Source organism: Bacillus sp. FSL P2-0069 (assembly GCF_038593315.1).
GTDB lineage: Bacteria > Bacillota > Bacilli > Bacillales > Bacillaceae > Bacillus > Bacillus safensis.
In genome coordinates this window covers 812,758-839,182 of record NZ_CP151984.1, presented here as the reverse complement: position 1 = coordinate 839,182, position 26,425 = coordinate 812,758, and the positions used below count along the sequence as shown (strand labels likewise).

33 protein-coding genes and 1 pseudogene are annotated in these 26,425 nt (G+C 41.7%); 12 read left to right on the top strand and 22 right to left on the bottom strand.

Annotation, left to right across the window (positions count from 1 at the left end):
* Window positions 1-13 precede the first annotated feature (13 nt).
* The 5 genes and pseudogenes from NSQ34_RS04165 to fabL all read right to left on the bottom strand — a co-directional run bounded on the left by NSQ34_RS04165 (window position 14) and on the right by fabL (window position 3,943).
* Window positions 14-1,756: an ABC transporter ATP-binding protein gene (locus NSQ34_RS04165; protein WP_120208561.1), complete on the bottom strand. Its 1,743-nt coding sequence runs from the start codon at window positions 1,754-1,756 to the stop codon at window positions 14-16.
* Between the two features lie 95 nt (window positions 1,757-1,851).
* Window positions 1,852-2,382, bottom strand: coding sequence for a DUF402 domain-containing protein (locus NSQ34_RS04160; RefSeq protein ID WP_024425209.1), 531 nt, complete (start codon window positions 2,380-2,382; stop codon window positions 1,852-1,854).
* Between the two features lie 147 nt (window positions 2,383-2,529).
* On the bottom strand, window positions 2,530-2,790 hold the full coding sequence (locus NSQ34_RS04155) for a YgaB family protein (RefSeq protein WP_034284208.1): 261 nt from the start codon (window positions 2,788-2,790) through the stop codon (window positions 2,530-2,532).
* A 175-nt stretch (window positions 2,791-2,965) separates the two neighbouring features.
* Window positions 2,966-3,115 (bottom strand): annotated as a pseudogene (locus NSQ34_RS04150) (gamma-type small acid-soluble spore protein); the annotation flags it as partial.
* Window positions 3,116-3,190: 75 nt separating this feature from the next.
* The gene (gene fabL / locus NSQ34_RS04145; protein ID WP_024425211.1) at window positions 3,191-3,943 is read right to left on the bottom strand and encodes an enoyl-[acyl-carrier-protein] reductase FabL; all 753 of its coding nucleotides are present in this window, start codon (window positions 3,941-3,943) and stop codon (window positions 3,191-3,193) included.
* A gap of 81 nt (window positions 3,944-4,024) precedes the next feature.
* Here fabL and NSQ34_RS04140 point away from each other — a divergent pair, with 81 nt between their 5' ends.
* Window positions 4,025-4,249, top strand: coding sequence for a hypothetical protein (locus NSQ34_RS04140; RefSeq protein ID WP_003217808.1), 225 nt, complete (start codon window positions 4,025-4,027; stop codon window positions 4,247-4,249).
* On the opposite strand, the gene mutY is transcribed toward NSQ34_RS04140, so the two are convergent.
* A complete protein-coding gene (gene mutY / locus NSQ34_RS04135; protein WP_041116269.1) occupies window positions 4,236-5,336 on the bottom strand; it encodes an A/G-specific adenine glycosylase in 1,101 nt (366 codons plus the stop codon). The genes NSQ34_RS04140 and mutY overlap by 14 nt on opposite strands.
* A 191-nt stretch (window positions 5,337-5,527) precedes the next feature.
* Between mutY and NSQ34_RS04130 the strand changes: the two genes are divergently transcribed.
* On the top strand, window positions 5,528-6,508 hold the full coding sequence (locus tag NSQ34_RS04130; protein ID WP_034623275.1) for a metal-dependent hydrolase: 981 nt from the start codon (window positions 5,528-5,530) through the stop codon (window positions 6,506-6,508).
* 25 nt (window positions 6,509-6,533) lie between these two features.
* On the opposite strand, the gene rsoA is transcribed toward NSQ34_RS04130, so the two are convergent.
* Both rsoA and NSQ34_RS04120 read right to left on the bottom strand, forming a co-directional pair.
* Window positions 6,534-6,755, bottom strand: coding sequence for a sigma-O factor regulator RsoA (rsoA, locus tag NSQ34_RS04125; protein ID WP_041116267.1), 222 nt, complete (start codon window positions 6,753-6,755; stop codon window positions 6,534-6,536).
* Window positions 6,703-7,305, bottom strand: a complete 603-nt coding sequence (locus tag NSQ34_RS04120; RefSeq protein WP_024425214.1) for a sigma-70 family RNA polymerase sigma factor — start codon at window positions 7,303-7,305, stop codon at window positions 6,703-6,705. The genes rsoA and NSQ34_RS04120 overlap by 53 nt, the downstream gene beginning before the upstream one ends.
* A 166-nt stretch (window positions 7,306-7,471) precedes the next feature.
* Between NSQ34_RS04120 and NSQ34_RS04115 the strand changes: the two genes are divergently transcribed.
* The 3 genes from NSQ34_RS04115 to NSQ34_RS04105 all read left to right on the top strand — a co-directional run bounded on the left by NSQ34_RS04115 (window position 7,472) and on the right by NSQ34_RS04105 (window position 9,384).
* Window positions 7,472-7,636 carry a YvrJ family protein gene (locus NSQ34_RS04115; RefSeq protein WP_073204399.1) on the top strand — a complete coding sequence of 55 codons (165 nt, stop codon included), beginning with the start codon at window positions 7,472-7,474 and terminating at the stop codon, window positions 7,634-7,636.
* Between the two features lie 95 nt (window positions 7,637-7,731).
* A complete protein-coding gene (locus tag NSQ34_RS04110; protein ID WP_061110592.1) occupies window positions 7,732-8,895 on the top strand; it encodes an oxalate decarboxylase family bicupin in 1,164 nt (387 codons plus the stop codon).
* Between the two features lie 69 nt (window positions 8,896-8,964).
* The gene (locus NSQ34_RS04105; RefSeq protein WP_120208565.1) at window positions 8,965-9,384 is read left to right on the top strand and encodes a regulatory YrvL family protein; all 420 of its coding nucleotides are present in this window, start codon (window positions 8,965-8,967) and stop codon (window positions 9,382-9,384) included.
* On the opposite strand, the gene NSQ34_RS04100 is transcribed toward NSQ34_RS04105, so the two are convergent.
* The 4 genes from NSQ34_RS04100 to NSQ34_RS04085 form a co-directional block, all read right to left on the bottom strand.
* Entirely contained in the window at window positions 9,320-9,829 is a 510-nt protein-coding gene (locus tag NSQ34_RS04100) for a DinB family protein (protein ID WP_254001616.1), read from the bottom strand. The two genes, NSQ34_RS04105 and NSQ34_RS04100, sit on opposite strands and share 65 nt — an antisense overlap.
* Before the next feature lie 69 nt (window positions 9,830-9,898).
* On the bottom strand, window positions 9,899-12,493 hold the full coding sequence (locus tag NSQ34_RS04095; protein ID WP_034283757.1) for a YfhO family protein: 2,595 nt from the start codon (window positions 12,491-12,493) through the stop codon (window positions 9,899-9,901).
* Window positions 12,494-12,580: 87 nt separating this feature from the next.
* Window positions 12,581-13,564 (bottom strand): glycosyltransferase family 2 protein, encoded by a 984-nt coding sequence (locus tag NSQ34_RS04090; RefSeq protein ID WP_024425218.1) that lies wholly within the window; start codon window positions 13,562-13,564, stop codon window positions 12,581-12,583.
* Between the two features lie 300 nt (window positions 13,565-13,864).
* Window positions 13,865-14,137: a YfhJ family protein gene (locus NSQ34_RS04085; protein WP_024425219.1), complete on the bottom strand. Its 273-nt coding sequence runs from the start codon at window positions 14,135-14,137 to the stop codon at window positions 13,865-13,867.
* A gap of 116 nt (window positions 14,138-14,253) precedes the next feature.
* On the opposite strand from NSQ34_RS04085, the gene NSQ34_RS04080 reads away from it, so the two are divergent.
* Both NSQ34_RS04080 and NSQ34_RS04075 read left to right on the top strand, forming a co-directional pair.
* The gene (locus NSQ34_RS04080) at window positions 14,254-14,403 is read left to right on the top strand and encodes a small, acid-soluble spore protein K (RefSeq protein WP_003217849.1); all 150 of its coding nucleotides are present in this window, start codon (window positions 14,254-14,256) and stop codon (window positions 14,401-14,403) included.
* A 25-nt stretch (window positions 14,404-14,428) separates the two neighbouring features.
* Complete coding sequence (locus NSQ34_RS04075) at window positions 14,429-14,602, top strand: YpzG family protein (protein WP_008360604.1); 174 nt, start codon at window positions 14,429-14,431, stop codon at window positions 14,600-14,602.
* A 21-nt stretch (window positions 14,603-14,623) separates the two neighbouring features.
* Here NSQ34_RS04075 and NSQ34_RS04070 read toward each other — a convergent pair whose 3' ends face one another.
* Complete coding sequence (locus NSQ34_RS04070; protein WP_047202061.1) at window positions 14,624-14,938, bottom strand: YfhH family protein; 315 nt, start codon at window positions 14,936-14,938, stop codon at window positions 14,624-14,626.
* 3 nt (window positions 14,939-14,941) lie between these two features.
* The gene (gene recX, locus NSQ34_RS04065) at window positions 14,942-15,733 is read right to left on the bottom strand and encodes a recombination regulator RecX (RefSeq protein WP_024425808.1); all 792 of its coding nucleotides are present in this window, start codon (window positions 15,731-15,733) and stop codon (window positions 14,942-14,944) included.
* Between the two features lie 94 nt (window positions 15,734-15,827).
* Between recX and NSQ34_RS04060 the strand changes: the two genes are divergently transcribed.
* The 3 genes from NSQ34_RS04060 to NSQ34_RS04050 all read left to right on the top strand — a co-directional run bounded on the left by NSQ34_RS04060 (window position 15,828) and on the right by NSQ34_RS04050 (window position 17,104).
* Window positions 15,828-16,724, top strand: a complete 897-nt coding sequence (locus NSQ34_RS04060; RefSeq protein WP_252050267.1) for a TIGR01777 family oxidoreductase — start codon at window positions 15,828-15,830, stop codon at window positions 16,722-16,724.
* 52 nt (window positions 16,725-16,776) lie between these two features.
* Window positions 16,777-16,887, top strand: coding sequence for a YfhE family protein (locus NSQ34_RS04055; RefSeq protein ID WP_017358836.1), 111 nt, complete (start codon window positions 16,777-16,779; stop codon window positions 16,885-16,887).
* Window positions 16,888-16,948: 61 nt separating this feature from the next.
* A complete protein-coding gene (locus NSQ34_RS04050) occupies window positions 16,949-17,104 on the top strand; it encodes a YfhD family protein (RefSeq protein WP_024425223.1) in 156 nt (51 codons plus the stop codon).
* Window positions 17,105-17,142: 38 nt separating this feature from the next.
* Here the strand turns inward: NSQ34_RS04050 and NSQ34_RS04045 are convergent, their stop codons facing one another.
* A complete protein-coding gene (locus NSQ34_RS04045) occupies window positions 17,143-17,730 on the bottom strand; it encodes a nitroreductase (protein ID WP_061110587.1) in 588 nt (195 codons plus the stop codon).
* A 274-nt stretch (window positions 17,731-18,004) separates the two neighbouring features.
* Between NSQ34_RS04045 and NSQ34_RS04040 the strand changes: the two genes are divergently transcribed.
* Window positions 18,005-19,261 carry a transcriptional regulator gene (locus NSQ34_RS04040; protein ID WP_268456662.1) on the top strand — a complete coding sequence of 419 codons (1,257 nt, stop codon included), beginning with the start codon at window positions 18,005-18,007 and terminating at the stop codon, window positions 19,259-19,261.
* Window positions 19,262-19,297: 36 nt separating this feature from the next.
* Here the strand turns inward: NSQ34_RS04040 and NSQ34_RS04035 are convergent, their stop codons facing one another.
* The 3 genes from NSQ34_RS04035 to mprF form a co-directional block, all read right to left on the bottom strand.
* On the bottom strand, window positions 19,298-19,765 hold the full coding sequence (locus tag NSQ34_RS04035; protein WP_252050266.1) for a DUF393 domain-containing protein: 468 nt from the start codon (window positions 19,763-19,765) through the stop codon (window positions 19,298-19,300).
* Between the two features lie 333 nt (window positions 19,766-20,098).
* The gene (locus NSQ34_RS04030) at window positions 20,099-20,647 is read right to left on the bottom strand and encodes a thioredoxin family protein (protein WP_034283751.1); all 549 of its coding nucleotides are present in this window, start codon (window positions 20,645-20,647) and stop codon (window positions 20,099-20,101) included.
* 92 nt (window positions 20,648-20,739) lie between these two features.
* Window positions 20,740-23,310 (bottom strand): bifunctional lysylphosphatidylglycerol flippase/synthetase MprF, encoded by a 2,571-nt coding sequence (gene mprF / locus NSQ34_RS04025; RefSeq protein WP_034283750.1) that lies wholly within the window; start codon window positions 23,308-23,310, stop codon window positions 20,740-20,742.
* Between the two features lie 168 nt (window positions 23,311-23,478).
* Here mprF and NSQ34_RS04020 point away from each other — a divergent pair, with 168 nt between their 5' ends.
* Window positions 23,479-23,958 carry a MarR family transcriptional regulator gene (locus NSQ34_RS04020; protein ID WP_120208572.1) on the top strand — a complete coding sequence of 160 codons (480 nt, stop codon included), beginning with the start codon at window positions 23,479-23,481 and terminating at the stop codon, window positions 23,956-23,958.
* Window positions 23,959-23,980: 22 nt separating this feature from the next.
* Here the strand turns inward: NSQ34_RS04020 and NSQ34_RS04015 are convergent, their stop codons facing one another.
* From NSQ34_RS04015 to NSQ34_RS04000, 4 genes are all read right to left on the bottom strand, one after another.
* Window positions 23,981-24,235, bottom strand: coding sequence for a hypothetical protein (locus NSQ34_RS04015; RefSeq protein ID WP_242025911.1), 255 nt, complete (start codon window positions 24,233-24,235; stop codon window positions 23,981-23,983).
* A gap of 41 nt (window positions 24,236-24,276) precedes the next feature.
* Complete coding sequence (locus NSQ34_RS04010; protein WP_025093479.1) at window positions 24,277-24,804, bottom strand: YfiT family bacillithiol transferase; 528 nt, start codon at window positions 24,802-24,804, stop codon at window positions 24,277-24,279.
* A complete protein-coding gene (locus NSQ34_RS04005; RefSeq protein WP_111927643.1) occupies window positions 24,801-25,826 on the bottom strand; it encodes a zinc-binding alcohol dehydrogenase family protein in 1,026 nt (341 codons plus the stop codon). Before NSQ34_RS04005 ends, NSQ34_RS04010 begins: the two co-directional genes overlap by 4 nt.
* A gap of 90 nt (window positions 25,827-25,916) precedes the next feature.
* Entirely contained in the window at window positions 25,917-26,420 is a 504-nt protein-coding gene (locus NSQ34_RS04000; RefSeq protein WP_111927642.1) for a hypothetical protein, read from the bottom strand.
* Between the last annotated feature and the right edge of the window lie 5 nt (window positions 26,421-26,425).

The window sequence follows — 26,425 nt, the reverse complement described above, 5'->3', positions numbered from 1 at the left end:
GGATAGGCTTCTACTAATTTAAAGTTTGAATGGTAAATAAATGACGATAGTGGCTGTCTTGGTTCATTAATTCTTCGTGTGTTCCTTTTTCCACAATTTCGCCTTGTTCCATGACCACAATTTGGTCAGCATGTGTAATGGTTGATAATCTGTGTGCGACAATAAAGGTTGTGCGATCCTTCGCCAGCTTTTGCATCGCTTCTTGAATGTAATGCTCACTTTCTAAATCAAGTGCGGACGTCGCTTCGTCTAAAATCAAAAGCGGTGGATTTTTAAGAAATACCCTTGCAATGGAAATCCGCTGTTTTTGTCCGCCTGACAGCTTCACGCCCCGTTCTCCTACTTTCGTGTCATATCCTTCAGGAAGAGACATAATAAAATCATGCGCATTTGCCGCTTTTGCAGCCGACACGATATTTTCAAAAGGTGCTTCAGGGTCTCCAACCGCAATATTTTCTTTAATCGTGCCACTGAATAGGAATGTATCCTGCAGCACCATTCCGACTTGATTTCGGAGACTTCTTGCTTTGTACTCTTTGATATCTATGCCGTCAATTTCAAGTGACCCGTTTGTGACATCATAAAACCTTGGAATTAAGCTGACGAGTGTCGACTTCCCTCCACCGCTCATTCCTACAAGCGCAACCGTTTGTCCTTTTTCTACTTTCAAGGAGATATTGTGCAGAATCTCTTCCTGCGTGTGTTCATAACGAAACGACACATTTTTAAACTCTACCTCTCCTTTTAAATGATTGGCTTCTTTTGCATTCGGCCGGTCTGTGACCTCATATGGCTCATCAATAAACTCAAAGATCCGATCCATTGATGCAACGGACTGGGTTAACGTCGTGGATGAGTTAATGAGACGGCGAATCGGATTGTACATCCGGTCAATATAGCCGACAAAGGCGATCATGGTCCCAATCGACAGCGATCCGTTAATTACTGTGTAGCCAGCAAATGCAATGATTAACAGCGGTGCAATGTCAGTGATGGTATTGACGACGGCAAATGTTTTGGCGTTCCAATTCGTATGGTTGATTGCTTTGTTTAAGAAATTTTTGTTTTCATCATGAAAATTCTCTTGTTCATATTCTTCAATCGCAAAGCTGCGAATGACCGGCATTCCTTGTACCCGCTCATGCAGGTGCCCTTGCACTTCAGCCAGCGCCTGTGACCGCTCTTTTGTCAGCTTACGAAGCCGTCCGTAAAAATACTTTACTGCAAACGCGTATAGCGGAAAAATAATGACAGACACGATGGTGAGCTTCAGATCAAGTGTACACATAATGGCGATCACGATCAGTACAGTCATCATATCCAGCCAAATGTTCATGAGCCCTGTGATGACAAATTCCTTTGTCTGCTCCACATCGTTGATCACTCTTGAAATAATTTCTCCTGTTCTCGTGTTGGCATAGTAACGAAGACTTAGCTTTTGAATATGTGAGAACAATTTTTCCCGAATATCAAATAATACCTTACTGCCTGTCCACTGAGCGTAGTATTGTCTATAGTATTCAACAGGCGGCCTCAACACTAAAAATAATACGAGCATGATTCCCATTATGATCAGTAGAGTTGATGTCTTTTCTTCAGCTGACCCCGAGCCTTGAATGACATCATCAATGACATACTTTAAAAGCAGAGGCAAGGTTAAGGGAATCGAAAACTTAATCATTCCGATGACCATTGTCAATGCAATCTGTTTTTTATACGGTGTTACAAAAGCCATGTAGCGTTTAATGACCCCCATGTAAATCTCCTTCCCAATCTATCAGTGCCTCTTATCCGTACGCAGTCAAAAACCTGTTAGCCTAAAAAGCCAAACAGGTTTTTTGATGCTCTTGCTTATTTTGTATAATGTAAAAAACGTTCATACCACATATCCACAAATTCAGGCGCAAACGGACCTTTCCGCTGGTGAATCCAATGCAGTAATGTATTCAGATGCTCTCTTAAGATACTATCGATTTCTTTTGGATAATTCATCTGCCTCTTATGATCTGCATATTCGTCCTCATCCAAAATATTGTACGTCATGTCTGGAAAGACTTTGACGTCTAAATCGTAATCAATATACTTAATTGCCTCATCATCTGTCGCAAAAGGAGAGCTGATGTTGCAGTAATAATATACCCCATCATCTCTAAGCATCCCAATTACATTAAACCATTGTTTTGCATGGAAATAGCAAATAGCCGGTTCTCTCGTCATCCAAGTACGGCCGTCGGATTCAGTCACCATTGTACGGTCGTTTGCACCAATGATACACAATTCCGTTGCTTTCAGAATGGTGGTTTCATTCCAAATCCTGTGGATCAAGCCATTATGTTTATAGCTTTGAATTTGGATGGTTTCTCCTTCCTTGGGATAGCCCATATTTTCTCCCCTACTTTCTATAACAAACAAACCTAACAGTCCAAAGACCTAATTTCCCAACTAAACATGTCTCTATTATATTATACCGTTACATCATTAAAAAATGAAATGAAAAAGCCATTCAACCCAATTGAACGGCACACTGACTTACATCACGCTAGAACTCTTTTCCATCTGTTTATATGAATTGATGACCTCTTCTGTTTGTTTTGTAAATAAGGTTTGCACTTTTTGCAGTTCCTCACGTTTCTGTTTGATCTGATCACAAAGCCTATGCCACTCTTCTTTTTTTTCATCCTGCTGCAATTGTTTTTCTGTTTCTAAGCATAGATCGAGTTCTCCCTGCACATCGAGCAGCTGATCCATGAGCTGCATTTGTTCTTTTACAAGCTGATCGAAATCAGACATCTAACTCCTCCCTTTTCATCGAATCCACTTTTTGTCTGTATACCATTTCTTGAAAGAAGGAAGAAATCCTTTGACTGTTTATGTAGAGGTTTTACAGGTTTTGTCGGATGGTGATGAGAGGCAAAAAAGAAAAGCACTTCATTCGTATATGAAGTGCTTTCCTTTGTTTCAGTGATTAGCTGTTTTGTTGTTTGTTTTGCTCAGCTTTTTGGTTGTATTTTTTTACTTGCTGTACGTCAGTCTCACTAGCAAATTCAGTACCAAATTGACCGCCTTGTGCAGAAGCTTGGTTTTGTTTCTTCACTTGTTGCGCGTTTGTTTTGTTTTGTTGTTGATCCATCATTATCACCTCCACGCACATTAATTTGTGCAGAAGGTGCAGATCCTATTCATGATTTTTTTAAACAAGCAAAGAACGTCCGCCATCCACAATAATCGTCTGGCCTCTAATCATGTCTGCTTTGCCTGATACAAGGAATTCCACGCTGTCGACCATGTCTTTAATTTCCACCATTCGGCCGGCAGGTGTGTTTTTCTTCGCATCTTCTAAAAGCTCTTCACGGTTCGGGAAGTGCTTAAGTGCATCGGTATCGATTGCGCCGCCTGATACAGCATTGACAACGATATTTTTTTGTGACAGCTCAACAGAAAGGTAACGTGTCAAAGCTTCTAGTGCTGCTTTTGATACGCCGACTACTGTGTAATTTTCAAGATAGCGAATAGAGCCTAGTGAGCTAATGCTGACGATATGTCCGCCGCCGTTTTTCTCCATTAGTTTCGCTGCTTCTTGTCCGCAGAATAACAAGGCTTTCGCATTGATATTCATTGTCCAGTCCCAATGATTTTCTTCAAGGTCCATGATTGGGCGCTGAACGCCAGATGCCGCATTGTTCACAAATACGTCTAAACGGCCAAACGTTTCATCAATTTGCTGGAACATGTCTTTGATTTTCTCAGGCTGGCCTACATTGGCTTTGACAACCAATGTTTTAACGCCCATCGCTTCAATTTCTTCAGCTGTTTCAAGTGCTGCTTTTTTGCTTCTTGCATAGTTAATGACAATGTCATATCCTTTTTCAGCGAGGCGAAGGGCTACTTCTTTCCCTACTCCTCTGCTGCTTCCTGTAATTAATGCACATTTACGTTGACTCATTATAGTTCATCTCCTGATTTGAATAGTTTTCGTTCATTCGCTTCACACTAATAGGAAAGTTCCTATTAGGAGGTTACATTCATGTATGTCGGACGCGATTTAAGCCAGCTTGGCATGATGTCCAAGGATCAATGGAAAGATACTGAGCTTGCTTACTTTCATCATGCTTTCCAACAAATTTTACCTTATTTGAATGAAGAAGGGCAATCTAAGTATCGAGAAATCATTTCTGAAATCGAAGACCGCGGGGGTCTGCACCGAAATGAAGCTGATTATACCCACGGTACAACGGTTAAATATGACTAGACTGCTCAATTGCCAGCTTCCAAATTTTTTGGTGTGAGACTGGCAGAGCATATGCCTCAAATTCTTCTGTTGTGACTTTTTTCAGCTTCGTGTCATCAGATACAGAGGTAACTCGTCCAAAGAAAACAGAAATATTCCAGATGAGGTGGGTAAATACATGCTGAATGGTGCCTTCTAAGTCACCAAGCTCCGCGTGTACACCCGCCTCCTCTTTTAAGAAATCAATCAGCTGATCTTTTTCCGTTTTTCTTCCCTTCATGGTTTCCATGTTAGGGAATTCCCATAAATTCGCAAGGAGGCCTGTACTTGGCCGCTTATGAATATATAGGTTACCTGCATCATCAAATAACACCGCTGCTGCCATTGATTTTGCAGTCGGCTTTTTCTTTTTGCTTTTCACTGGGAGCTCATGCTGAACGCCTTCCTCAAGTGCCGAGCAATGCATGTTCACAGGGCAAATGAGGCAGGCAGGGGATGTTGGGGTACAAATGAGCGCACCAAGCTCCATCAGCCCTTGATTAAATTCTGACGGCTTTTCCCGGGAAATGAGCTGATCGACCGCAAATTCGAAGATATTTCTCGTTTTTGGTTTTGCAATATCATCCCATATGGACAAAATACGAGAAATGACCCTCATCACGTTGCCGTCTACCGCAGGATACGGCTTGTTATAGGCGATACTAAGCACTGCGCCGCTCGTATATGGGCCTACACCTTTGAGCTTTGAAAATTGCTCTTTCGTATCAGGGACAATGCCACCGTAGGATTCATATACTTCTTTCACAGCTGCCTGTAAATTACGCACTCTTGAGTAGTAGCCAAGACCTTCCCATGCTTTCATGACCTTTTCTTCATCAGCTAAAGCGAGATCCTTCACCGTCGGGAATTGCTCCATAAATCGGTTGAAGTATGGAATGACCGTATCGACTCTCGTTTGCTGGAGCATCACTTCTGATACCCAGACGCGGTATGGATCTTGATTTTCTCGCCATGGCAGTGTTCGTTGTTCTTTTTCATACCAATCAATTAAATCATGCTGAAAGCCCGCAATATCTTTGCGGTCCAGCTTTTCTTGAATGTCTTTCATATCTATACTCCTTCTCATTGGACCGAGGGCTAACGTTCTGAATAGAACCTTATTTGTTGTATACTGTTTGTAGATACGTTAACATGTTACATTAAATCGGGATAAAGCAAAAGTGATTTTGCACATAGTCTTGATTGGAGACGTATACTTTGTATGATTGTTCCTAAGCATGACAACTAGGAGGTAATCAATTGGACACTGGTACTCATGTAGTAATGGGCATTTCTCTTGGGGGACTTGCACTTTTAGATCCAGCCGTCAGCGCAGATCCACACATGGCACACGCCGTGATGATCGCGACCATCGCCGGCTCCCAAGCACCAGACATTGATACTGTGCTAAAACTAAAAAATAATGCGGTTTATATAAGAAATCACCGAGGATTTACACATTCCATTCCGGCTGTACTGTTCTGGTCATTGCTGATTCCGGCTGTGATTTTCCCATTTGTGCCGGGGGCGAATTTACTTCACCTTTGGCTATGGACACTATTAGCCGTTGTGCTTCATGTGTTTGTCGATATTTTCAATGCATACGGCACACAGGCTATTCGCCCATTTTCGAAGAAATGGGTAGCACTTGGGATCATTAATACGTTTGATCCGTTTATCTTTTTTACACACCTTGTCGCCATTGTCGTTTGGGCGATTGGCGGACATCCCGGCTATACGTTCATCACGCTGTACGCGGTGATTTTCTGTTACTATATCGTCAGGGTCATCATGCAGCTTCAGATTAAACGTCAGCTGCGTGCACGATTCGATGAAATTGAAGAGATTATCATTTCGCCTACAATGAAGTTCAGACAATGGCGCATTGCCGTGAAATGTAAATCCTCTTTCCATGTTGGGCGCAGTATGAATGGAGAGGTTGTCATTTTAGACACCTTTAACCGGGTGCCGGTCCCTGATACTGAAATTATGAAAATTGCCAAACAAGATGAAAACATTTCAGCCTTTCTCTCCTTCTCCCCTGTCTACCGGTGGGAAGTGGATAAATACAAGGATCATTACGAGGTGCGGTTCATTGATTTGCGCTACCGCAGCAAAGGTCATTATCCTTTTGTCGCGATCTGCCATATCGACATGGACCACCAAATCAAAAATTCCTATACCGGCTGGATTTTCAGTGAAGAAAAACTACAAAAAAAATTAAGACTCGGCTCTGTGTGAGCGAGTCTTTTTTTGTGCTTCACTCTTACAACTTCGTCATATATTCCACAATAAACTCCCAAAAGCCAGGTCCCTCTTGGTAAATTAGCCAGTCTACTTTTTCGATGAGTTTGATATAGAGTTCTTGTTCGAGGTCTTCTCTTTCTTGATATGCCGTGTTTTGTAGTTTCTTTTTGATCATGGGTGTGAAGGTTTCAATGAGTTCTTCCATTTCTCCATTGGTCATTTTGTCTTCGTGCACGGACATCTCCCCCTGTTTCTTCTTTTAGTTTGTTGAGCGCTTTTTTGTGAATGTTTGAGATGTTTTGTCTTGTTTCGCCTAACTGATCGGCTATTTCCTTCATTGTTTGTCCTTCGACATAAATTTGTGTTAAGACCATTTTTTGTTTGTCTGTGAGCTGCTGGTAGGCCTTGTACAATGTTTGGTCTTGCAGATGCTCCCCTAGGTCTTGCTGGTTGAAGAGCACGGCTTCATACGTATCTGTTTGAACAGGGTCTTTCACTTCTTGTGTATCAGGATGATCGAGTATGAGCGGAAAACGCTGCTGCTTCTTTTTCACTCGTTTATCAAAGTCGACTGAAAAGATGCGTATCATTGTGGAGATATACTTGATGATGCGGATTTTCTGATAGAACTGTTTGAACTCGGAATCTAGTTTTTTGGCATTTTCCTCGTTTGGCTCTTCCATGACTTGCCGGAGCAGCTGCTCGTTTTTCGGGTTGCTTAAAAACTGCTGAATGAGCGGGTGATCAATGATTTCCTTCCATTTTGCTTTCAATAACAGCCGATAATCCATGTGCATCCTCCCCTTTGTTCCCTCTACTAGCATTAAGTGGACAAAAGTTAAAAAAAGTAAACTTCGTGAAACGGGTCTAATGGTTCATTTTATCCCCCTCTGCTTTCCTTTTTCTTCTTTCATACCACTTATATAGAAGACGAGCATCCACTGGGAGGTGAGACAAATGGAGACCTTTTTTTCGGAGGAATGGCTGAAGCAGCTCGGTCAGGCTGGCTTCCCTGCCATTTTGACGGTTTACTTGCTGACACGCTTTGAACGAAAGTTTGATGAATTAAGCAAGCTCATCCAACGATTAGTCGCTGCTCAAAAAAATGATGAATCAGATTGACATCTGCTTGATTCGTTTCACCTTATGAAAACGAGGGCGAAATGAAAGGCCTTTTAGTCACCTCACACAATACGATGTTGAAAGGGGATTTTATCATGAGTGAAAAGCCAAATGGAATACCACAGCCGATTCGAGGAGAAAAAGGAGCAACGGTCAAAATTCCACGTAATCTCGAGCGGGACAGACAAAATCCAGATATGCTCACGCCGCCAGAAACCGATCATGGAACGGTCTCCAACCTGAAATATTCTTTTTCTGATACACACAATCGTTTAGAAAAAGGCGGCTACGCCCGTGAGGTAACAGTCCGCGAACTGCCGATCTCTAAAAGTCTTGCATCTGTCAATATGCGGCTAAAGCCTGGTGCGATTCGTGAGCTTCACTGGCATAAGGAAGCGGAATGGGCGTACATGATTTATGGGGAAGCCCGGATTACATCGGTTGATGCAGAGGGGCGCAATTTTACAGAGGATGTGACAGAGGGTGATTTGTGGTACTTCCCTTCTGGCCTGCCGCACTCTATCCAAGCACTTGAACCGGGAGCTGAATTCTTACTTGTTTTTGATGATGGGTCATTCTCAGAAAATAGTACGTTCCAAGTAACCGATTGGCTTGCCCACACGCCAGAGGAAGTCGTGCTTAAGAACTTCGGTATGACAAAGGAGCAGTTTGACAAGCTGCCAGAGAAAGAAAAGTATATTTTCCAAAAAGGCATTCCTGGTTCCCTTGAATGTGACAAGGTGAAAACAGAGCAAGGGGAAGTCCCAAATTCCTTTAAATATGAGCTGTTAAAACAGGAGCCGATTACGTCAAGCGGCGGACAAGTGTGGATTGCGGACTCTACCAATTTCAAAGCGTCTAAAACGATTGCATCCGCTCTTGTGAAAGTTGATCCAGGTGCTATCCGAGAGCTGCACTGGCATCCAAATACGGATGAATGGCAATATTTTATTTCTGGAAAAGCACGAATGACGGTATTTGCTTCTGATGGACATGCGAGAACCTTCAACTATCAGGCGGGAGACGTTGGCTATGTGCCATTTGCGATGGGGCATTATGTAGAAAATACAGGCGACGAACCGCTTTATTTCTTAGAAATCTTTAAGAGCGATCATTATGCGGATATCTCACTCAATCAGTGGCTTGCGGTTACACCGAAACAGCTTGTTCTTGATCATTTAGATCAAGGTGAAGATTTCTTAAAACTGCTTGATACTGAAAAACATCCTGTGATCGCTGCACCAAAAAAAGAGGATTAACATATAACTTCCTGCAAAAAGGCTGTCCTTTTTGCAGGTATCTTCATGTAAAGGAGTGTTTGTTCACCTATGCAGCAATCTGTTCACGCTTTATGGCAAGGGCTGAAATGGCTCATGGCGGCGTCGGCTGTCTGTTACATATTTTTGTTGTTTTGTGTGCTGTTCTTTCATTTAACGGGTGCTTTTTATCAATCGATTTTATCAATGCTTTTATTTATGGGCATCTATGTGATACTTGGGATATCCTTTGAGCATGTGGAGCATGTGCTCATGAGAGTTGTTAGAAAGTGCCGTTCCAAAAAATGCTCTATCGTTTTCTATGCCATTTCAATTCATCTTTTGTTTATTTGGGGTGCTGTCTATTTATCAGATGAATTGGTTGGCGGCATTTTACTATCTACTTCTGAGGAAATCCTCTTTGCCCTCAGTCTTTGGTTGTTTCATTTTTTGTTTGATTATGCGACGTTTTCGTTTGAGAAAGAAGCTTAGTGACTTGCTTCATATGATGGATATCATGCTCCATCAGCCCTTGAAAGTAACTTGATAACGTCAGCTTGGTTTGACCAATAAAAAAGAATTCATTCCAGCGAGATGGTTCGATTTTCTTCATTTCTTGAAGTAATTCTGTTCTGACAGCAATAAATCGACCGATCGTCTCGCTTTTCTTTTCCTTTCTCGCTCTTTCAGCTGACTGCTGATTCATTTTGTGCACATCAGGTGCCTGCGGTAACGGCCGATCGTTCCAAAATTCCTTTAGTCGAGCCTTTAAAATAAATTCATCCCATGGAACGAAATGGGCGATAATTTCAGCCGTACTCCATTTTCCATCAGCGATCGCTCTGCGCCATTCTTCGTCTTTTACTTCCATTAGCGACTGTACCCATTCTATGGAGTGTTCATAATGATCAATAATCGATTCTTTGTTTAAAGTCAAATGGTTCTCCCCCATTTATATGCTTTTATGTAGATTGTATCAATGATGAGAAAGATAAAAAAACACCACTTATGATGAAAAGTGGTGTTTTTTGTGTTTTCTTCGTGCATATAAGATCGCACCAATCAAACTGACGAGTGAAATCAACGCGAGAATTCTGATATAAGGCGGATAGTAGGTTAACACAATCTCGTTTTTGCCTTTTTCTATTGGAAAACCGATAAAGGCGTAATTGGCTTGTTCAATATCGGTCTGCTTTCCGTTCACCGTGAGCTCCCAGCCTTTTTCATATGGTACTGGCAGAACCATATAATCATTGCCACGTTTGTTATCATATGAAATCGTAAAGCGGTTGTTTTCGAGCTTTACCTGCTGGCTGCCATGATCCTGTTTTTCTTTTTCATATGCCTTTTCTAGGATGCGGTAAGGCTCTTGATACAGCCTCAGTTGATTGAGTTCATACGTCCCTTTTGGTACTCGAATGGAAAGGATTTTTTCCGCAGGGACTCGAATCGTCACTTCATTGACACCTGTTTTGTAGATGGATGTATTGCTTTTTCGTGAGGTGACGTAGTGATCAACAGATAACTGAAATCCTTCGTTACGGTCTGTCCGCTTCACATAAAAGCTCACATACACATCCCCAGCGCGGGCCATATCATCTGGCAGCGTGATATTCAGGCCGCCTGTTTCTCCGTATACATCAAGCACGCCATGTTCGTATATGGCTTGTATCGTATGAATATTTGTATCCTTGACTCGATCTGGCGCGTGCTCAATTTCAGCGTTTCCTTTTTTGTCTAAAACCACACCTTGCAGCATCGCATGCTCCCTATCAAGTGCTGAGGCATCCTTTAAGGATTCTTCTGAATAAACGGTGCTTGTTGTTCTTGCAAATGGCAGCGGCCGTGTATTTTCATACACTTTATAATGCTCGCTTTCCAATATAGGCTTAAAATAAGCTGGCGGTGAGTAAGGCATCGCGCTCGTTCTCATATAATACTTTCCATAGGTCAGGCTGTATAAATTCGCCCTGTCCCCCATTGTTGCATAACGGCTGACACTTTCCCGTCCCATATCGATTTGCAGGTCATTCCAGTAGAAATTGAGTAAATGCTGATTCAATATACTTGAATACGCACTCATGCCTTGAAAGCCTTCAAATAACGGGGTGTTGTTGCGCACGCCGTTCATCCAGTCAATCCGGGCAAGCGGATCTTTTGAAGAGCGGCTTTGAATCTGCTGAATGAGCTTCATTTGCTCATGTCCAGCATAAGCCTCACTATTCAGATACGTATCTGATACGCTCTTAATATTGCTTCTTTCAGATAAGTAGCCCTGCTGATACACGCCTGCTGTCAGTAAGCTGACAACGATGAGCACAGCTGAAAAGAGACGAAGGTGCTGGCGTTTTTCCGCATGAGTCACAAGGAAAAACAAGCTGATCACAAGCAGTCCTATGCCTGTAAATACAACAACATCCATATTTCCCTTTGCTCGTTCTGATAAGATGACTGCGAGAAGAAACACGATCCAAGCGCCTAATACCGCACGCTTTTTCCACTTCCACTCGATTTGCGAGAAATGCTTGATGGTGATGGCTGCGACCGCTCCAACTGTAAAGGCAAGAATGTACTCAAATCTGTACTGCGGTGCTGAGAAACCATTAAACACGCTCGCCATCTTTGGACTGTAGTGAAAAACAATGAGCAGAACGCTGATCGATATAAACATGAAAAACCACCTGTTCCGATAAAGCGGAACGAGGAACATACAAATGAGAAAAATCACAGGTAATAAATACACCCTGCTTGTAAACAGCAGATGATCATGCAGATCAAACCAAGGTATGGATTGATCATATGGCGGCCTTATATTATTAAGAAAGCCATAGACAGACGGGACAAAAAAGGCGGCACTGATTCCAAAGGATAACAGCGTAGAGACCGCCAGCGTCCAGAACACCTTCCACCCGTTCTCCTCACTTCGAAGCTTGATGATATATCTGAAGACAAGATAGATCGCTAAAAAGATAAAATGAATATAAGCAAAGTAAAAATTGTTGATAAGCATCAGGCTGCACGCCGCAATAAACCAAGCCGGCTTACCTGTTTTGAAAATCCGTTCAACCCCAAGTACAAGCAGCGGGAGCCACATCATACTGTCGGTGAAAAACTCCCAAAATGTTTGATGCCGAAAATACACAATAGACAATCCGTAAATTGCGGCTCCTGTTAATGCGCTCAGCCTATGCTGAACCATTGAAAGAAGCACACGGTAAGCGATGAAAAGAATAAGCGTCAGCTTGATCACACTCAGCCAAATGACGGCATTTGCCCAGAAATGAATGTCCGTTGACTGGATGAAATGAAGCGCATTCATCAGCCAGACGACAGCGACTGTGACCATAAAGACAGTCGACGTTGTGAAATAATAACCTAATTGCGTATATGTACCGCCGCCTAGACCGAATTGATAGGAATAAAAGAAGTTCCCTTTGACGTATTCATCGTAAAGCAGCTTTTTAAATGGGAGCATTTGTGAGATTCCGTCTCCATCTCCTGTCATATACCGGCCTTGCGTATATTCATATAAGAAAAAGGAGTGTCCTAATAAAGCGAGAATGAGGCACATTCCTATCATTATCCATCTACGTTTCATCATCTAAATCCTTTCCACAAAAGATCCACTTTTCTTTGAAACAAAACAACCCAGCAAGCGATTCGTGCTTGCCGGTTATTTGACTCCACGTTATTTAAATAACTGTGTTAACACTCGGTCTTGTTCCTTTGAGCTTGTCTCTTGTTCCATCACATTTGATTCCTGGATTAAATAATGCGGCCTCTTTTTCGTTTCATAATAGATACGGCCAATATATTCTCCAATCACACCTAGACTCAAAAGCTGGACACCTCCGAGGAACAGCACAGCCGATATTAAAGTAAAATAACCCGGCACCATAATGCCCGTTCTGACGATTTGAATAAAGGTGGCCACGATGTAAATCAATGAGAGAAATAAGATCAGTATGCCAGTATAAAAACAAATTCGCAGCGGGCGGTTGTTAAAGGAAATGACGCCATCTATGCCATAGTTAAATAATTTCTTCAGTGACCATTTTGTATCACCATGCTGTCTTTCTACATTTTCATAATAGATGACCTTTTCTTCAAACCCAATCCAGCAAAAAAGCCCTTTCGAAAAACGATTCCCCTCTTTCAGCTGAAGCAATGCATCGATGGCTTGGCGTGAAATTAAACGGAAATCCCCGACGCCATCACGCAAGTCCACTTCTACTACCTTGTTCATCACCTTATAGTACATGGATGACAGGTAAGAGCGCAGCTTGCTGTCACCTTTACGATTCCGTTTGGCAATGACTTGATGATAGCCTTCTTCATATCCCCTGACAAAGTCCTGAATTAAATACGTCGGGTGCTGCAGATCGGCGTCCATAATAATCGCAGCTGCTCCTTTTGCATGTTCAAGACCTGCCAAAATAGCGGCTTCCTTTCCAAAGTTACGCGAAAAGGAAATATATTTAACCTTTGCACTTTTTCGAGAGAGCTCTCTCATGTATTGAAGCGTGTTGTCTTTGCTTCCATCATTCACAAAGATGATTTCAAAGTCATAATGAAAATCGCGAAACTCTTCCTCAAGTGCCTCAAAGATTCGTCTGATGTTTTCACCTTCATTGTAAGAAGGAATTATAACAGAGAGCAGTTCCCGTTCCATATCGCACCTTCTCTTCACTTTTTTCACATAGTCTGATATGTTCATTATTCCTTTTTTGTCAGAAAACGAAACCCTTTTTTATTATCCATAAATTACATGTCTCTTTAATCGTTTCATTATATCAGAGTTTTATTTCCATTGATTTTCAGCAGGATGAATTTAATGTAATTTTAAGTTTAATCATTGTAAAAAGCCTGTAATTTTGATCACAGACTGGGTATTGTTTCATAAAATTGTTTGTTCATTTATATATTTTCCTATTTATTGAAAAAGATGAATGGAAGTGAAAGGGCAGCCTTTTTAGTGAAGCAGCCCTCGATTGTTTTGTTGCAGATGCTCGTTTGCCTTTGATTGTTTATTTTGAAATAAATGCAGCTGCGCTCCGTAGCTCTCGATCCACTCTTGGACAATTCGTTCTGTTGTTTCCTGTCCTTTATACTTACGGCCAGCCTTTGCATAGGTCGTTTCAAAATCACTCCAAAGCAGCTCTACCCATGTACGTGCTTCGTCATATGTCAGCATATTGTTTTTTTCCATAAGTTGTTCTGTTAGTCGCTCAAAGTATTGTTCCATGCCTGTTCCTCCTTCATCTAGCAGAAAGTGCCTTTTTAAAAAAACTTCTTTTTTCATATACTACCCTTACGTCTTCAAAAGACGCAAATGATTTGTATTGTTTGGAGGGAATCGGTATGCGTAATAAAGCAAAAGGCTTTCCAAATCAGGTAAATCACAAGTTTGAAGGCGAACCAGGCGCTACAGATGCTTATGCGTCTAAACGGCCGAATGGTGAAACAAATACACGTCCACAGGAACGTATGAGGGCATCAGGGAAACGCTAATTTTTCCAAAGGGAGTGCTTGAGATATGAGTTCAAATGGGAAATCGTATATGGCAGACTTTGTTCAATTAAGGACAACCGCTTACCCTCAACCATGGGCAAATGCAAAGCATTCTGCCTCTCAGGTCAATGGAGAAACGCAGCAAACGCAGCACGACATCGTACTTCAGAACAACGTCCGTAAACAGCGTTCGAAGTAAAGAAAAGGACTGATCCTAAGATCAGTCCTTTTGCGTCAGCATTGAAATCGGCAGGGCATCTTCTTTATTTGGAGCCGATACTCTGTATCCCCACGCAAAAACGCCATTTAGATATTCTACATAAAACTCTTCTTCTGTGTCTTTGATTTGATAAGTTGTTTTCGTTTGAATCAAGGCTGGATCTAATAAATAGGCTTTCGCCATATCAATTTTCCGTTCTAAAACTGCGTATTCATTCACAATGCCAAGCTGCTCAGCCTTTCGTGCTTTTTCAGAAAGGGCGGCAATCTCCTGCTTCAATTCGTATTCTGTCATCTCACTATAGCGTTTTTCCATCTGTCATTCCCCTTTGTCTAAAACGTGATCAATTGTATCGAGATCAAAGCCTTTTCTGAATAAAAATTGCTTCACTTTCATCTTCTTTTCAAATGATCCGTCATATCCTACCTTGCGTTTTGCCTTCTCCAGCATATAAAGGAGGGCTTCTTCTTCCTTTTCCTCTTCTTGTCCATCATAGGCTTCTTGAAGGGCTTTATCAATGATCTCAAACGAGAATCCCTTTCGCTGCAGCTGCAGCTTGATGCGCTGCTCGATCTCTTTTGCAGAACGATTTTTTTCTTTTTTGACAAGTTTGAGAACCTGCTTTACCGCTTCCTCCAGCTGTAGGTCATCAGGGTATTGCGACAGCGCCTGTTCAATCGTGTCATCGTCTATCCCCTTGAGCTTCAATTCTTTTTTTAGGACGGACGGTCCTTTGCTGTTCGTTTTCCGGTGGGTGCTGACATAGGCTTCTGCAAATTCAAGATCATTTACATACTTATAATGCTTTAATTTGTGTATAATTTCACTAATAGCAGGTGCAGGGATTTCTTTTTTCGTTAAATAATCGGTGACTTCTTTTACTGATCTCATGCGGTAGGATAAATAATCAACGGCCTGCTGAAATCCTTTTTTCACCGAATCACCGAATTGAATCTCGATGATATCTGCTTCGTCCAGCTCTTTTCCTTTTTTCAAATCGTGCTGGACGAGCACATCTAAATCAACGCTAAAGGCGTACTTTTCATCAAGAAAGATGTTGACCCGCTCTGTATTGTTTTTCTGAGCAGAAATTTTTGTAATATAAGGCATCCTGTGATCACTCCTTTTCCAAAACAGTCAGGATGTTTCTTCTGATTCAAAATCGTGAAAGATATAGGTATGTATATGAGAGGAGAGATGTCAATTGAATATCGCCATTACCGGAGGAACCGGTTTTATCGGCCAGCATGTCACAAAAGTGCTCGCTGCTGAGGGACATCATCTATATATTTTAACAAGAAATCCAAAGGAATCCGAACAAAATCATTTACATTATGTGCAGTGGCTGACTGAAGGTGCTGCGCCTGAGCATGAATTGCCTGCCATCGATGTATGGATTAACCTTGCTGGAAAATCCATTTTTACACGCTGGACAGACAAGGCAAAAGAAGGCATCCTCTCCAGCCGTCTCAAATCAACACAAGAGGTAAAACGCATTATAGAAGCGCAGGAATCAAAACCATCTGTACTGATTCAAGCAAGTGCTGTTGGGATTTATGGCACTTCTCAAACAGGAGATTTTACGGAGGAATCACCTCCTGCGGATTCTGATTTCTTAAGTCATACATCAAGGCTTTGGGAGGCTGAGGGACAAAAGATTGAAGCCCTCGGCATTCGTACGGTCTACACCCGCTTTGGCGTCGTGTTGGGCGAAAAAGGCACACTGCCGCTGATGACACTTCCTTACAAGCTGTTTGCCGGCGGGACAATTGGGTCTGGCTCGCAATGGGTTTCATGGGTTCATGTTGAGGATGTGGCACATCTCATTGCTTATGCGATTCATCATGACGACCTGTCAGGTCCGCTCAATGCGACATCACCGAATCCTGTTCAAATGAAACAGCTTGGACAAACCATTGCTTCTGCCCTTCGCCGCCCCCATTGGCTGAAGGTGCCATCTTTTGTGATCAAAACGGCACTTGGTGAAATGTCATTACTTGTTTTAGAAGGCCAGCGTGCTCTGCCAAAAAAAGCACTGCTCTCTTCTTATGACTTTTTGCACCCTGAACTAAAAGAAGCGATTTTGCATTCTGGGGAATAAATGTTGTCAAAAACACCCATCCTATTAGAAATGAGATGAGGGGGCGATTTTGATGAAGAAAAAAGAACACCAGCCAACTTCGAAGCTGAAGAAAACCCAGGAAGTCCTGTATCAGCAGGAATTCAAAAAAGCGGAAAGAGCAGCAGAAAAAAGAAACAAATAAGGCGGATATTCCCCTCCAACAAGCACATAACTAAAGTGATCTTGTAAAGGAGGGAAAGGCTTTGAAAAAAGACCAACACAAAAAATCCAACCACGAGCTCGCGGCACAAGAGACGGATGGCGAATATGTTGAATTTTCCAAAGAACTTGCAGATCCGAATGACGTAAAAGCAATGGCACGTATGAAAGCAGCCGATCAGCGCGCCAAAAAACAATAAGTAAAAAAGCAGACCTTATTCAGCGGTCTGCTTTTCTTTTATTTGATTTCAGTAAGAAGACTTGATGCTTTCTGGCGTGATTTTTCCTCAGGCACCTCTTCTGGATAACCTATATGAAGGATCGCAGCAAACCGTTCATTTTCCTTTAATCCCATGTCTTGTTGAAAGCCTTTGTCGTATAAAATACGTCCGCTCTTCCATACCATACCGATCCCTTGATCCCACGCAAGCAGCTGAAGATTTTGAATGAGCGCGCTGACAGCGGCAAAATCATCATTTCTCACAACAGGGTTCTCGTCTTCTTTTAGCACGACAAGTAAAAGCGCTGGGACCTTAGAAAAGTAATCTCTGTATTGATTGATTTTTTCTTCTTTTGCATCTGGGTTGTTGCGCTGAAAGAAAGCAATGAAGCGCTCTACAAAAGTCGCTTTGGCTTCATCCGTCACCGCATATAAAAAGCGCCACGGCTCCGTGATTTTATGATTAGGTGCATAGACTGCATCCTCTAATAGCGGCTGAAGCTGCTCAATCGTCACCGGTGTGTCTTTGAATTTTCGAATCGATCGTCTATATCTGACAGCGTCTCGAACCGTTAACGCTTCTGTTTGTTGTTTCATTTCTGGCATAAATGTCATCCTTTCAATCAACTTAATTGAAATTGATTCTCATTCACATTATAAACGTCATCGCGTGCAGTTGCAAATCAAGTATCTCTTCTCCCCGTCTGCTAAATAGTTGTTTGACTTTTTCAAGTAATGTTACAATCATATTACGTTTTAAACAAATTTTGAGAAAAAAGCCAAGATGATGAAATGATTTTCAAGTATTCCCATTTTGTCTGATCTTGTTTTTTTGTCAAAAGGCTTTCAACCATGATTGGAAGGGAGGCTTCTGGATGGAATGAAAATTAATATTGGACAAATCATTAAACTCTACCGTTATAAACAAAATATGACCCAATCTGAATTGGCAGAAGGAATTTGTTCTGTCTCTCATTTAAGTAAAATTGAAAATGGCTCAAAGGAGGCCAATCAAGATACGATCAATCTGCTGCTTGAACGGCTTGGCATCAGCCAAGAAAAGCTGTCACAAAAGGCGCGTCATCTGCTGTCACTTTTGGATGAGTTTCAAATGAATATGTATTTCTATGCTCTCAATCAGGCTGAACAAAATGCAGAAATGATCATTCAGCACGAGGAGCAGTTCTTTTCGCTCGATTTAGGCATTCAGTATCATTTGTCCTTATTTCAATTTTATTTACTAACGGATAAACAGCCGCTTGCCTTAAAAACACACCGCGTGCTCAAAAAATTCGAAAAAACCTTTATTGAAACGGAAAAAGAAATTTTTGAATATCTTGACGGCATTCATCAAATTAAAATTGGTCAGCTTGAAGATGGGCTGAAAAAGCTTGAAAGCTGCTTTTCCTACGCTTCAGTTGAACAAAGTGATTTGTATTATCACTATGCAAAAGCACTTGGAAACTTGGGACAGCTGGGTGATGCGCTTGAAGCGACACATCAAGCGATGGATTTATATAGACAAAAGAACAATTTCAAGCGGATTATTCACTGTACACTTATTCACGGCGTGATCTCACTTGAACTAAAAGCCTATCAAACTGCGAAGAAATATATAAAGGAAGTGATTTTGCACACGTCCCTTCACCCTGATGCCTTTATTAAAATGTCCGCTTATTTTTATTACGGGGTGCTCTTAAAACGTGAAGGTGATTTCTCTTCAGCTGTGCCTTATTTACTAGATTCACTCAATTACTTTAATCAAGAACAGATAGAAGATCGTTACTGTGAAACGCTATATGAGATTGCGACACTATATGCTGAATATGACCGCAAAAAAGCACTTCCCTACATACACGAGCTGTTAAAACAGCCTCGTATTCAGCCAAACTGTTTATATATGATCAAAATCTATAAATTGATGATTGAGGAAAACCCTCTTGATTTGAAAACCTATTTGGTCGAAGCAGCCCTTCCTTACTTTGAACACAATGAGCTGCACAGTGAATATTTGTTTGCTCTTAGAACCTTACTTACCTATGCAGGTGCTGAGCTTGATGAGCAGACGTATCAGTCCTATACAAAAAAGCTTCTTGATCATTTAGCGGGATATCTTCCCTATTACAAAAAAGCATGACCTTCTGCCGATCGAAGGTCATGCTTTTTCTATTTATTAAATGGTCTCTTGTTGATCTGTGTCATGATGGTTCACCCGTTTGACAGAATGAATATACCGTCTTTTTGCAAAGAAATCGTACGCATGCTGTCCAAAGCCAAGCCAAATACTGAGCAAGATGAATGGGACCATTCCCCATAAAGCAGGGATATGGCAGGCCATACGCAGCCAAGTATAAATCCCAGAATTCTTTTGATTTTTGGCTAGGGAAATAGACACGATTCGTTTTTCCGCCTTCTCTTCACTGATTTTATTCAGCCTGAGCAGCTGCGAGTGTCTAAAGGATTCAAAGTGAATCCGATTTTTCCAATCGAGTGATCTTAATAAATCAATCATTTTTGCACATGCAGGACTTTGTCCGTCATAAAACACAAGCAGCCTCAGTGATTTAATGGAACGCTGTTCTCTTTTTTTCGATTCAGCGAGCTTCTTTTTTTCTTGATCGAGATAAATGATTTTTTTCATAAATTGATCGCCTGTCCTTTTCCGTCATTTTTTTAGTTCGTTCAAAGGAGATTACAACTAGATTACTATAGTTGCTGGGCCTCTTGTATTGGGAAAAAGCCAACCATTGTGCGTTATATGAGCCTTTGGATAAGGGCAAAATCATTGATTTCATGGCATATATGAGGTTTTTCAACTAAAAGTGGTTGGGAAAATCGTGGTGCTTTGCGGTTTTCTGCGGTATTTGATAGAATTCTGCGGTTTTCTACATCTTTATGCGGTGGTTTTGTAGGTAAAACGCAAAAACAAGATAAAAAAAGACTACTTCCCATTGCGGCGAAGTAGTCTTTTGGTTTATATTTTTGCCAAAACTTCTACTATTTCTTTCTCAATATCTTTCCATAAGTAACGGTCGGTCGTATAGTGATGTGCGGCTTCTTTCGCAAATACTTGAAAAGCTTCTTCAAAATCAGGTGCATCTTTGTCCGGTTTTTTCTCATCGACAAAGCGCTGTGCTTCTGCTGAGCGAGGTCCCCATTTGCCCACTTCATTCCCGTCCTGATCAATGATGACGATAATCGGAATCGATCTTGCGGTCCCGTTCGTTAAATACTGATCCATCAGGTCTAGATTCTCATCCCGAATGAAATAGCGCACATCAATGAGTGCTTCATTTGCAATACGCATGAAAATCGGGACATTGACCATCGCATCTCCGCACCAATCCGCTGTGATGACAAGCGCTCTGAGCTTTTTCTTTTGCAGCTTTTGCAGCAGCTCTTTTTCTTTTTGATGAATTGCATACTGGTTGTACACCGTGAGCAGATTTTCCCGGTTTTTCTCCATGTTGTGTACATATGTACGTTCAGCTAATCCCTTTGTAAACCATTCATTTAATGTCATATGAACATCCCCCTTACCCTTCAACTTTACCACTTTTGCTATTCTTTTGTCTAAAAAAACCTTCACCTAGTGAAAGGTAAAGGTCTTTTGGTTTATGGACGCCGCTTTCGATTTGGGTCCATCCCGATCAGCTTGGTGACAAGCACCATTGTGACAGGCAGTGACGTATTCTTTTTATACGCTAAATATTTCCCGCGCCATTCAGGCTTATATTTCTGTTTAAATGACCGTAAACCGCTGAAGCTGTACATGTATCTGACATTGTTGAAAATAACACTCGCCAAACGCTCCGTGAGAAAGGACTGATGGAACGTCCCCACATTCGATAAAGGTGCCATTCCCATGTTAAACGATTTGTAGCCTCTTTCTTTCGCCCATTGAAACAGGTGGATAAACAGCGCATCCATCATCCCGTTCGGTGCATCATGCATATGACGCATTAAATCGATGGAAATCTCCCCTTCTTGATACATCGGCATCAATGATACAAAGGAAATGATCTGCCCTTGTTCATCCTTTAGAATCGCAATCGGTGCTTTTTGAAGATAGTCTTCTTGGAAATAACCGAGCGAAAATCCTTTTTCTTTTTTCTTTCCGAGCCAGCTGTCAGATATCTGTTTTAAGGTGGAGATCAACTCATTTGAAAAGGGAGGTTCCAGCATTTCAAAGGTGTAGCCTTCTCGTTCAAATTTATTCGCCACAGCTCGTAAATTTGATTTTTTCTTACCTGACAGAGTAAACGTTTCTAAATCGACCATGGCTTCTTCCCCAAGCTTAAAGAAGTGAAAGCCTAAGTCATGATAAAGAGCCATCCCTTCTCGTTCTACTTGATAAAAAGCGACGCGGTAGCCGGCTTTTTCTGTCTCCTGTAAAAACTCTTCAAGTACAAGCGGATAAGACGCCTCACGCCCAGATGGATCTCCGAGCACAATGACGCAGCGGCCAATTCGCCCAAACTGAAGCATCGCTTCTCCATCACTTGAGAAAAATAGTTTTTTGTCGCCTAAAAAGCCAAGATGACTGAGGGCATTTCCGCCCTTTTCTTCTAAAAACGTTTTTAATTTTTCATCATCTGCTTTTTCTCCAATCGGAAAGGCTTTCTTATTAAAAATCAATTTACTAATGAAGAAGAAAAGCGGTACACCGATGAGAGCGATCATGCTTGTCATCGTGATATGCCGTTCATTATGCACCAAGTAATCCTTACTCAAGAAATGCCCGATTTTTGTCCAAATAAAGTTGCCAATCACATTATAGTTAAAGAGCACGAATAAATAACCAGCGGCAGCCGTCACAAACTGATTTAAGGAGTAAGGTGCCTGCTGCTTCACAAATTGATTTCGAAGAGAGAAAAACACAGCCATGATGACTGGCAAAATAAAGATCAGACTGAGGTTAAACCCCTTTAACAAAGTAAACACAAAACCGCCTGCTAAGGAGATCATTGTCAGCACGTACGATCTTTTCGTTCTTTTATACACTTCAATGGACAAAATCATCAGAATGATTCCGAACATTAAAGAAAGACCATTAAATCCTGATAACAGAAAGCGCGGAATGCTGGTAATCACACCTAATCGATCGACTGGAAGCACAACAGATGCCATGATAAGCAAGCCGCTTCCAAAGGTTAAAATCGATAAAGATCCGTACAATAAACGGATTAATAAAGCACGGTGCAAAACAATTAAAACGTTCGTTGTTTCAATGGCAGGTGCCATTTTCGGATTGCCTTCAAGACGTCTAAGCGTCGTTCCCGTTAAATCGTAAGCAGCTAGACAAAGCCCTAGGATAAACGGGAAGATTGAGTACACGAAGCGGTACAAGACGAGCGCCGTCAGCACCATCTCTTTATCAAAACCAATGTATTGCATGCTCAGTAAAAAGATAAGGTCAAACGAACCAAAGCCGCCCGGAACCATACTGATTAAACCGCCGATTGACGCAATCGCAAATACACCTAAGACAATTCGGACATCGACATTCATCCCCATAGAGACGACAGCCATGTACATGACAAGTCCAGCTGCCAGCCATTCTAAAAACGATGCTCCGATATAAGCGTAAATTGGATGCTTCAGTCCATTTTCACCGCTCTCAATCGAGCTTTTTCGAATGGATGCCATGACGATATATATCGGTACAATACAGGCAAAGATAATGACAAATGCCCATAGCCACGGCTCCTGGCTGATAATACTTTCAACTGGAAGCACCCTGACCAAGATCAAATCACTGAAAATAGATAAGCCCAAAAGGACAGAGGAAGTCAAAAGGGCAATGCCTTTCAGCAATTTTTTCGTATCTGTTATGTACTCCTTATAGAGAAGCGTTCTAAGCCCTGCTCCTGATAGACCGCCAAATCCAAGAACACTGTTAAAGGAGTTTGCAATCCATGAAATGCGTATCGTTTTCCAGCCGCTGATCGGCATATTCAGGCTTTTTCGTAAAATAAAATCATATAAGGACATCGATAAAACCGCGACAAGTCCAAGAAAGACAAGAATAAACAAGTCCATTCGGTTCAAGCTGTCAATAATATAAAACGTCTTTTTAATGGAAAGTCCGCTCAGCTCCTGCTTCGCGACAAAAATCAAGACAAGGATAATGACGATCGGAAAAAGCATTTTTAAGATCGTCATACCCGTTTTTTTGTTCCACATGTTTTTCCCAACTTTCTAGGTTGCTTCATTATTTCAACTGAACATTATTATACAACAAATACCACTTGATTCATGCAGTTTAACATTTAAAAGCTTGACGAACCTTTCAATTAGAAGTAAAAATCAGTAATATAAAGAAAAAGAGCCGCTTAAAGGAAGTGAACAAGCGTGGAATATAATATTCATGACACCACCGTATTAAAAGAAGAGATTCTATCTCCAGAAGAAAAAAAGACATGGGTTCTTTATATGAAAGTGCTCACAGCTGCAGGTCTTGGAGATGTTTCTGAATGGATGAAGCTTGATATGAGTATGCCTCAAATGAAGGTGCTCATGCTGCTCAATAACCATGGCTCTCTCAAAGTATCCGAAATCGCTGAAAAAATGGGCGCTTCTTTGTCCAATATGACAGGCCTGCTTGACAGGTTAGAACAATCTAACTTTGTCATGCGAAAGCACTCTGAGCGTGACCGGAGAATCATTGTCGTAGAGCTGACAGAGGAAGCGAAAAATATTTTCAGAAGTATTTATCAAAAAGGACACGAAAAAATCAAAAATTCCCTGCAGCGGCTCAATGACGAGGAAAAAGAAAAAGTCAATGAAGGCCTTGCTATCTTAGAAAAAGCACTGCGTCCTGAACGCGGCTAAACATGAAAAGGGAAAAAGACGGTCACTTGTTGTCCGTCTTTTTTGTTTCTTCTACTTGTCGATCTGGGGTGAAAAGATTTTTACGAATCACTTCCCTGTCATCCCATAAAAGATAGGCTAAGCCAATGATGAGGAAAAAAATGCTGATCCACGTACCGCCAGGAATCAGCTGTTCAAGTTCCTCAATCGTTCTTTCTGAGCCTAAGCTGTTACTATAGCGTATCTCCAAAAGAGCATATTTCGCTATATAAAACAATGCCGCCATACAGATAAACATGGCGCACCGACAATTCTTCTTCCAGACATGCGTTTACTCCTTTAATTCCACTGATTTCTTTTGATTAATTCCGTGATATGGGCAAGGTGATGCTTTGAATGCCAGACGTACATTCCTGCTGCATCATATAAGGACACCGTTTGTTGATCGGCAGGGTGATAATAAGAAGCGTTGAAGTCCTCCTCTGACATTCCCCGCAGTAAAGTGACCCACCTGCGATGCAGACTGCTGATCAAAGGCAGGGATAAACTGATGGGCGCCTTGCTGTCAGGAAGTGAGGCAAATCCCTCCTGATCATATGGACGTATGTCAGGTGTATCTTCTGTGAGAGCAAGCTTGAATCGTAAGTATGCATTTAGATGGCTGTCTGCTACGTGGTGAATGAGCTGACGAACAGTCCATCCTCCCGGCCGATAAGGTGTATCAAGCTGAGCATCTGTCAGCGGTGCGGTCACTGCTTCATACTCTTCGGGGATTGCAGCCAGCTCATCAATCCATGCTTCAAGCTGTGCTTTCGTTTTTGTTTCAACCGGTTCATATAAGCCAATCGGATATTGTAATGACGTCATACGCTTTCTCCTCTCTCAAATCCTTCAAGCACAAATTTTCCAATCATCTTTCCTTGCTCAAGCGCTTGATGTGCCTGCTTCAAGTTAGCAGCATTGATCGGACTGAGAACCTTTGTTAAGGTATGCGTTATTTTTCCCTGCTCAAATAACTCACCCGCCTCTGTCAAAAGCTCATGCTGTTTGATCATGTCCGCTGTTTCATACATAGGGCGTGTGAACATGAATTCCCATACAAATGCCGCACTTTTATTTTTGAGTAATTGAATGTCTAGGTTGTGCTCGTTTTCGACAATGGTACAGATCGTGCCTTGCGGTTTTATCACTTCTGCCATGCCTTTGAAATGTCCATCTGTATCATTTAAGCATAAAATAAAATCCACTTCGCCGATTCCTTTTTCTTCGAGCTGCGCTAAAAGCGGCTGATGATGATCAATGATATGATCGGCACCTAATGACAGACACCACTCTTTTGTTTCTGGTCTTGATGCGGTAGCGATTACAGTTGCCTTCGCTAATTTGGCTAGTTGAATGGCGATAGACCCAACACCTCCTGCACCACCAATGATCAGCAAGGTTGAACCTTCAGCATTCCGCTTCATATGCATCCGGTCAAATAAAGCCTCATAAGCCGTAATTGTTGTAAGGGGCATCGCGGCTGCTTCTGCAAAGGATAGATTGGCAGGCTTTTTCGCCACAATACGTTCATCCACAAGCTGATATTCACTATTCGATCCTTGACGCGTAATATCTCCCGCGTAGTATACGTGATCACCTGGCTGAAACAATGTACACGCTTCGCCCACTTCTACAACCGTACCGCTTGCATCATAGCCTAGAATTTTCAGTTTTTCTTCCTTCTGATCCTTCGGTGATCTCACCTTTGTATCAACTGGATTCACTGACACAGCCTCTATCTTCACGAGTACATCCCTGCCAGATGCCTTAGGCTTTTCAACCTCCTGATCCATCAGGCTTTGCTCATGCTCAATCGGCAAATACTCCAATAGTCCAACTGCTTTCACTCGCTCGCACTCCCTTTCTCTATTCTTTCTTTCCACATTTTATCATAATTTTCTGATGTTTATGGCTGGATCAAACGAGTGATGGCACATTTATAACCTTTTCAGGGCTTTTCGCTCCCTCGCCATGTATGAAGGACGTGCTTTTTGCAAAGAAGGAACATAAGTGAACCAGCTGTTGGATTTAAAAAATAGCTGAACGTAGTAAAACTGGACATGCTGTAGAAAAACGATGATCAATAGAAAAAGAGTGAATGAGAGTGTAGATAGATCCGCACTTCCTTGTATCCATTCATTGATCAATACAATGACAAAACTGAGGATGAGGAGCTGTTCAACTCTTTGCACGAGCTGGCTAAAGACATGCCCGCGTTTTGATAAATCACCAGACAGGTGCTTTCTAATCTTTCTCGATTTGTAGAGCCAAATGATACTTTCTGCTAAGTTATGAGTTATAAAAAGTGCAATAAGCGCAATCGATAAAGGAGATGGGTGATAAAAAATTGGGACTACAAATGGGATCACAAGAAAATAAATGGTAATACATGTGTGTCTGACTGATAAGAGAAATAGGTCTTTTTCTATAGATGTTTTCATGTGTT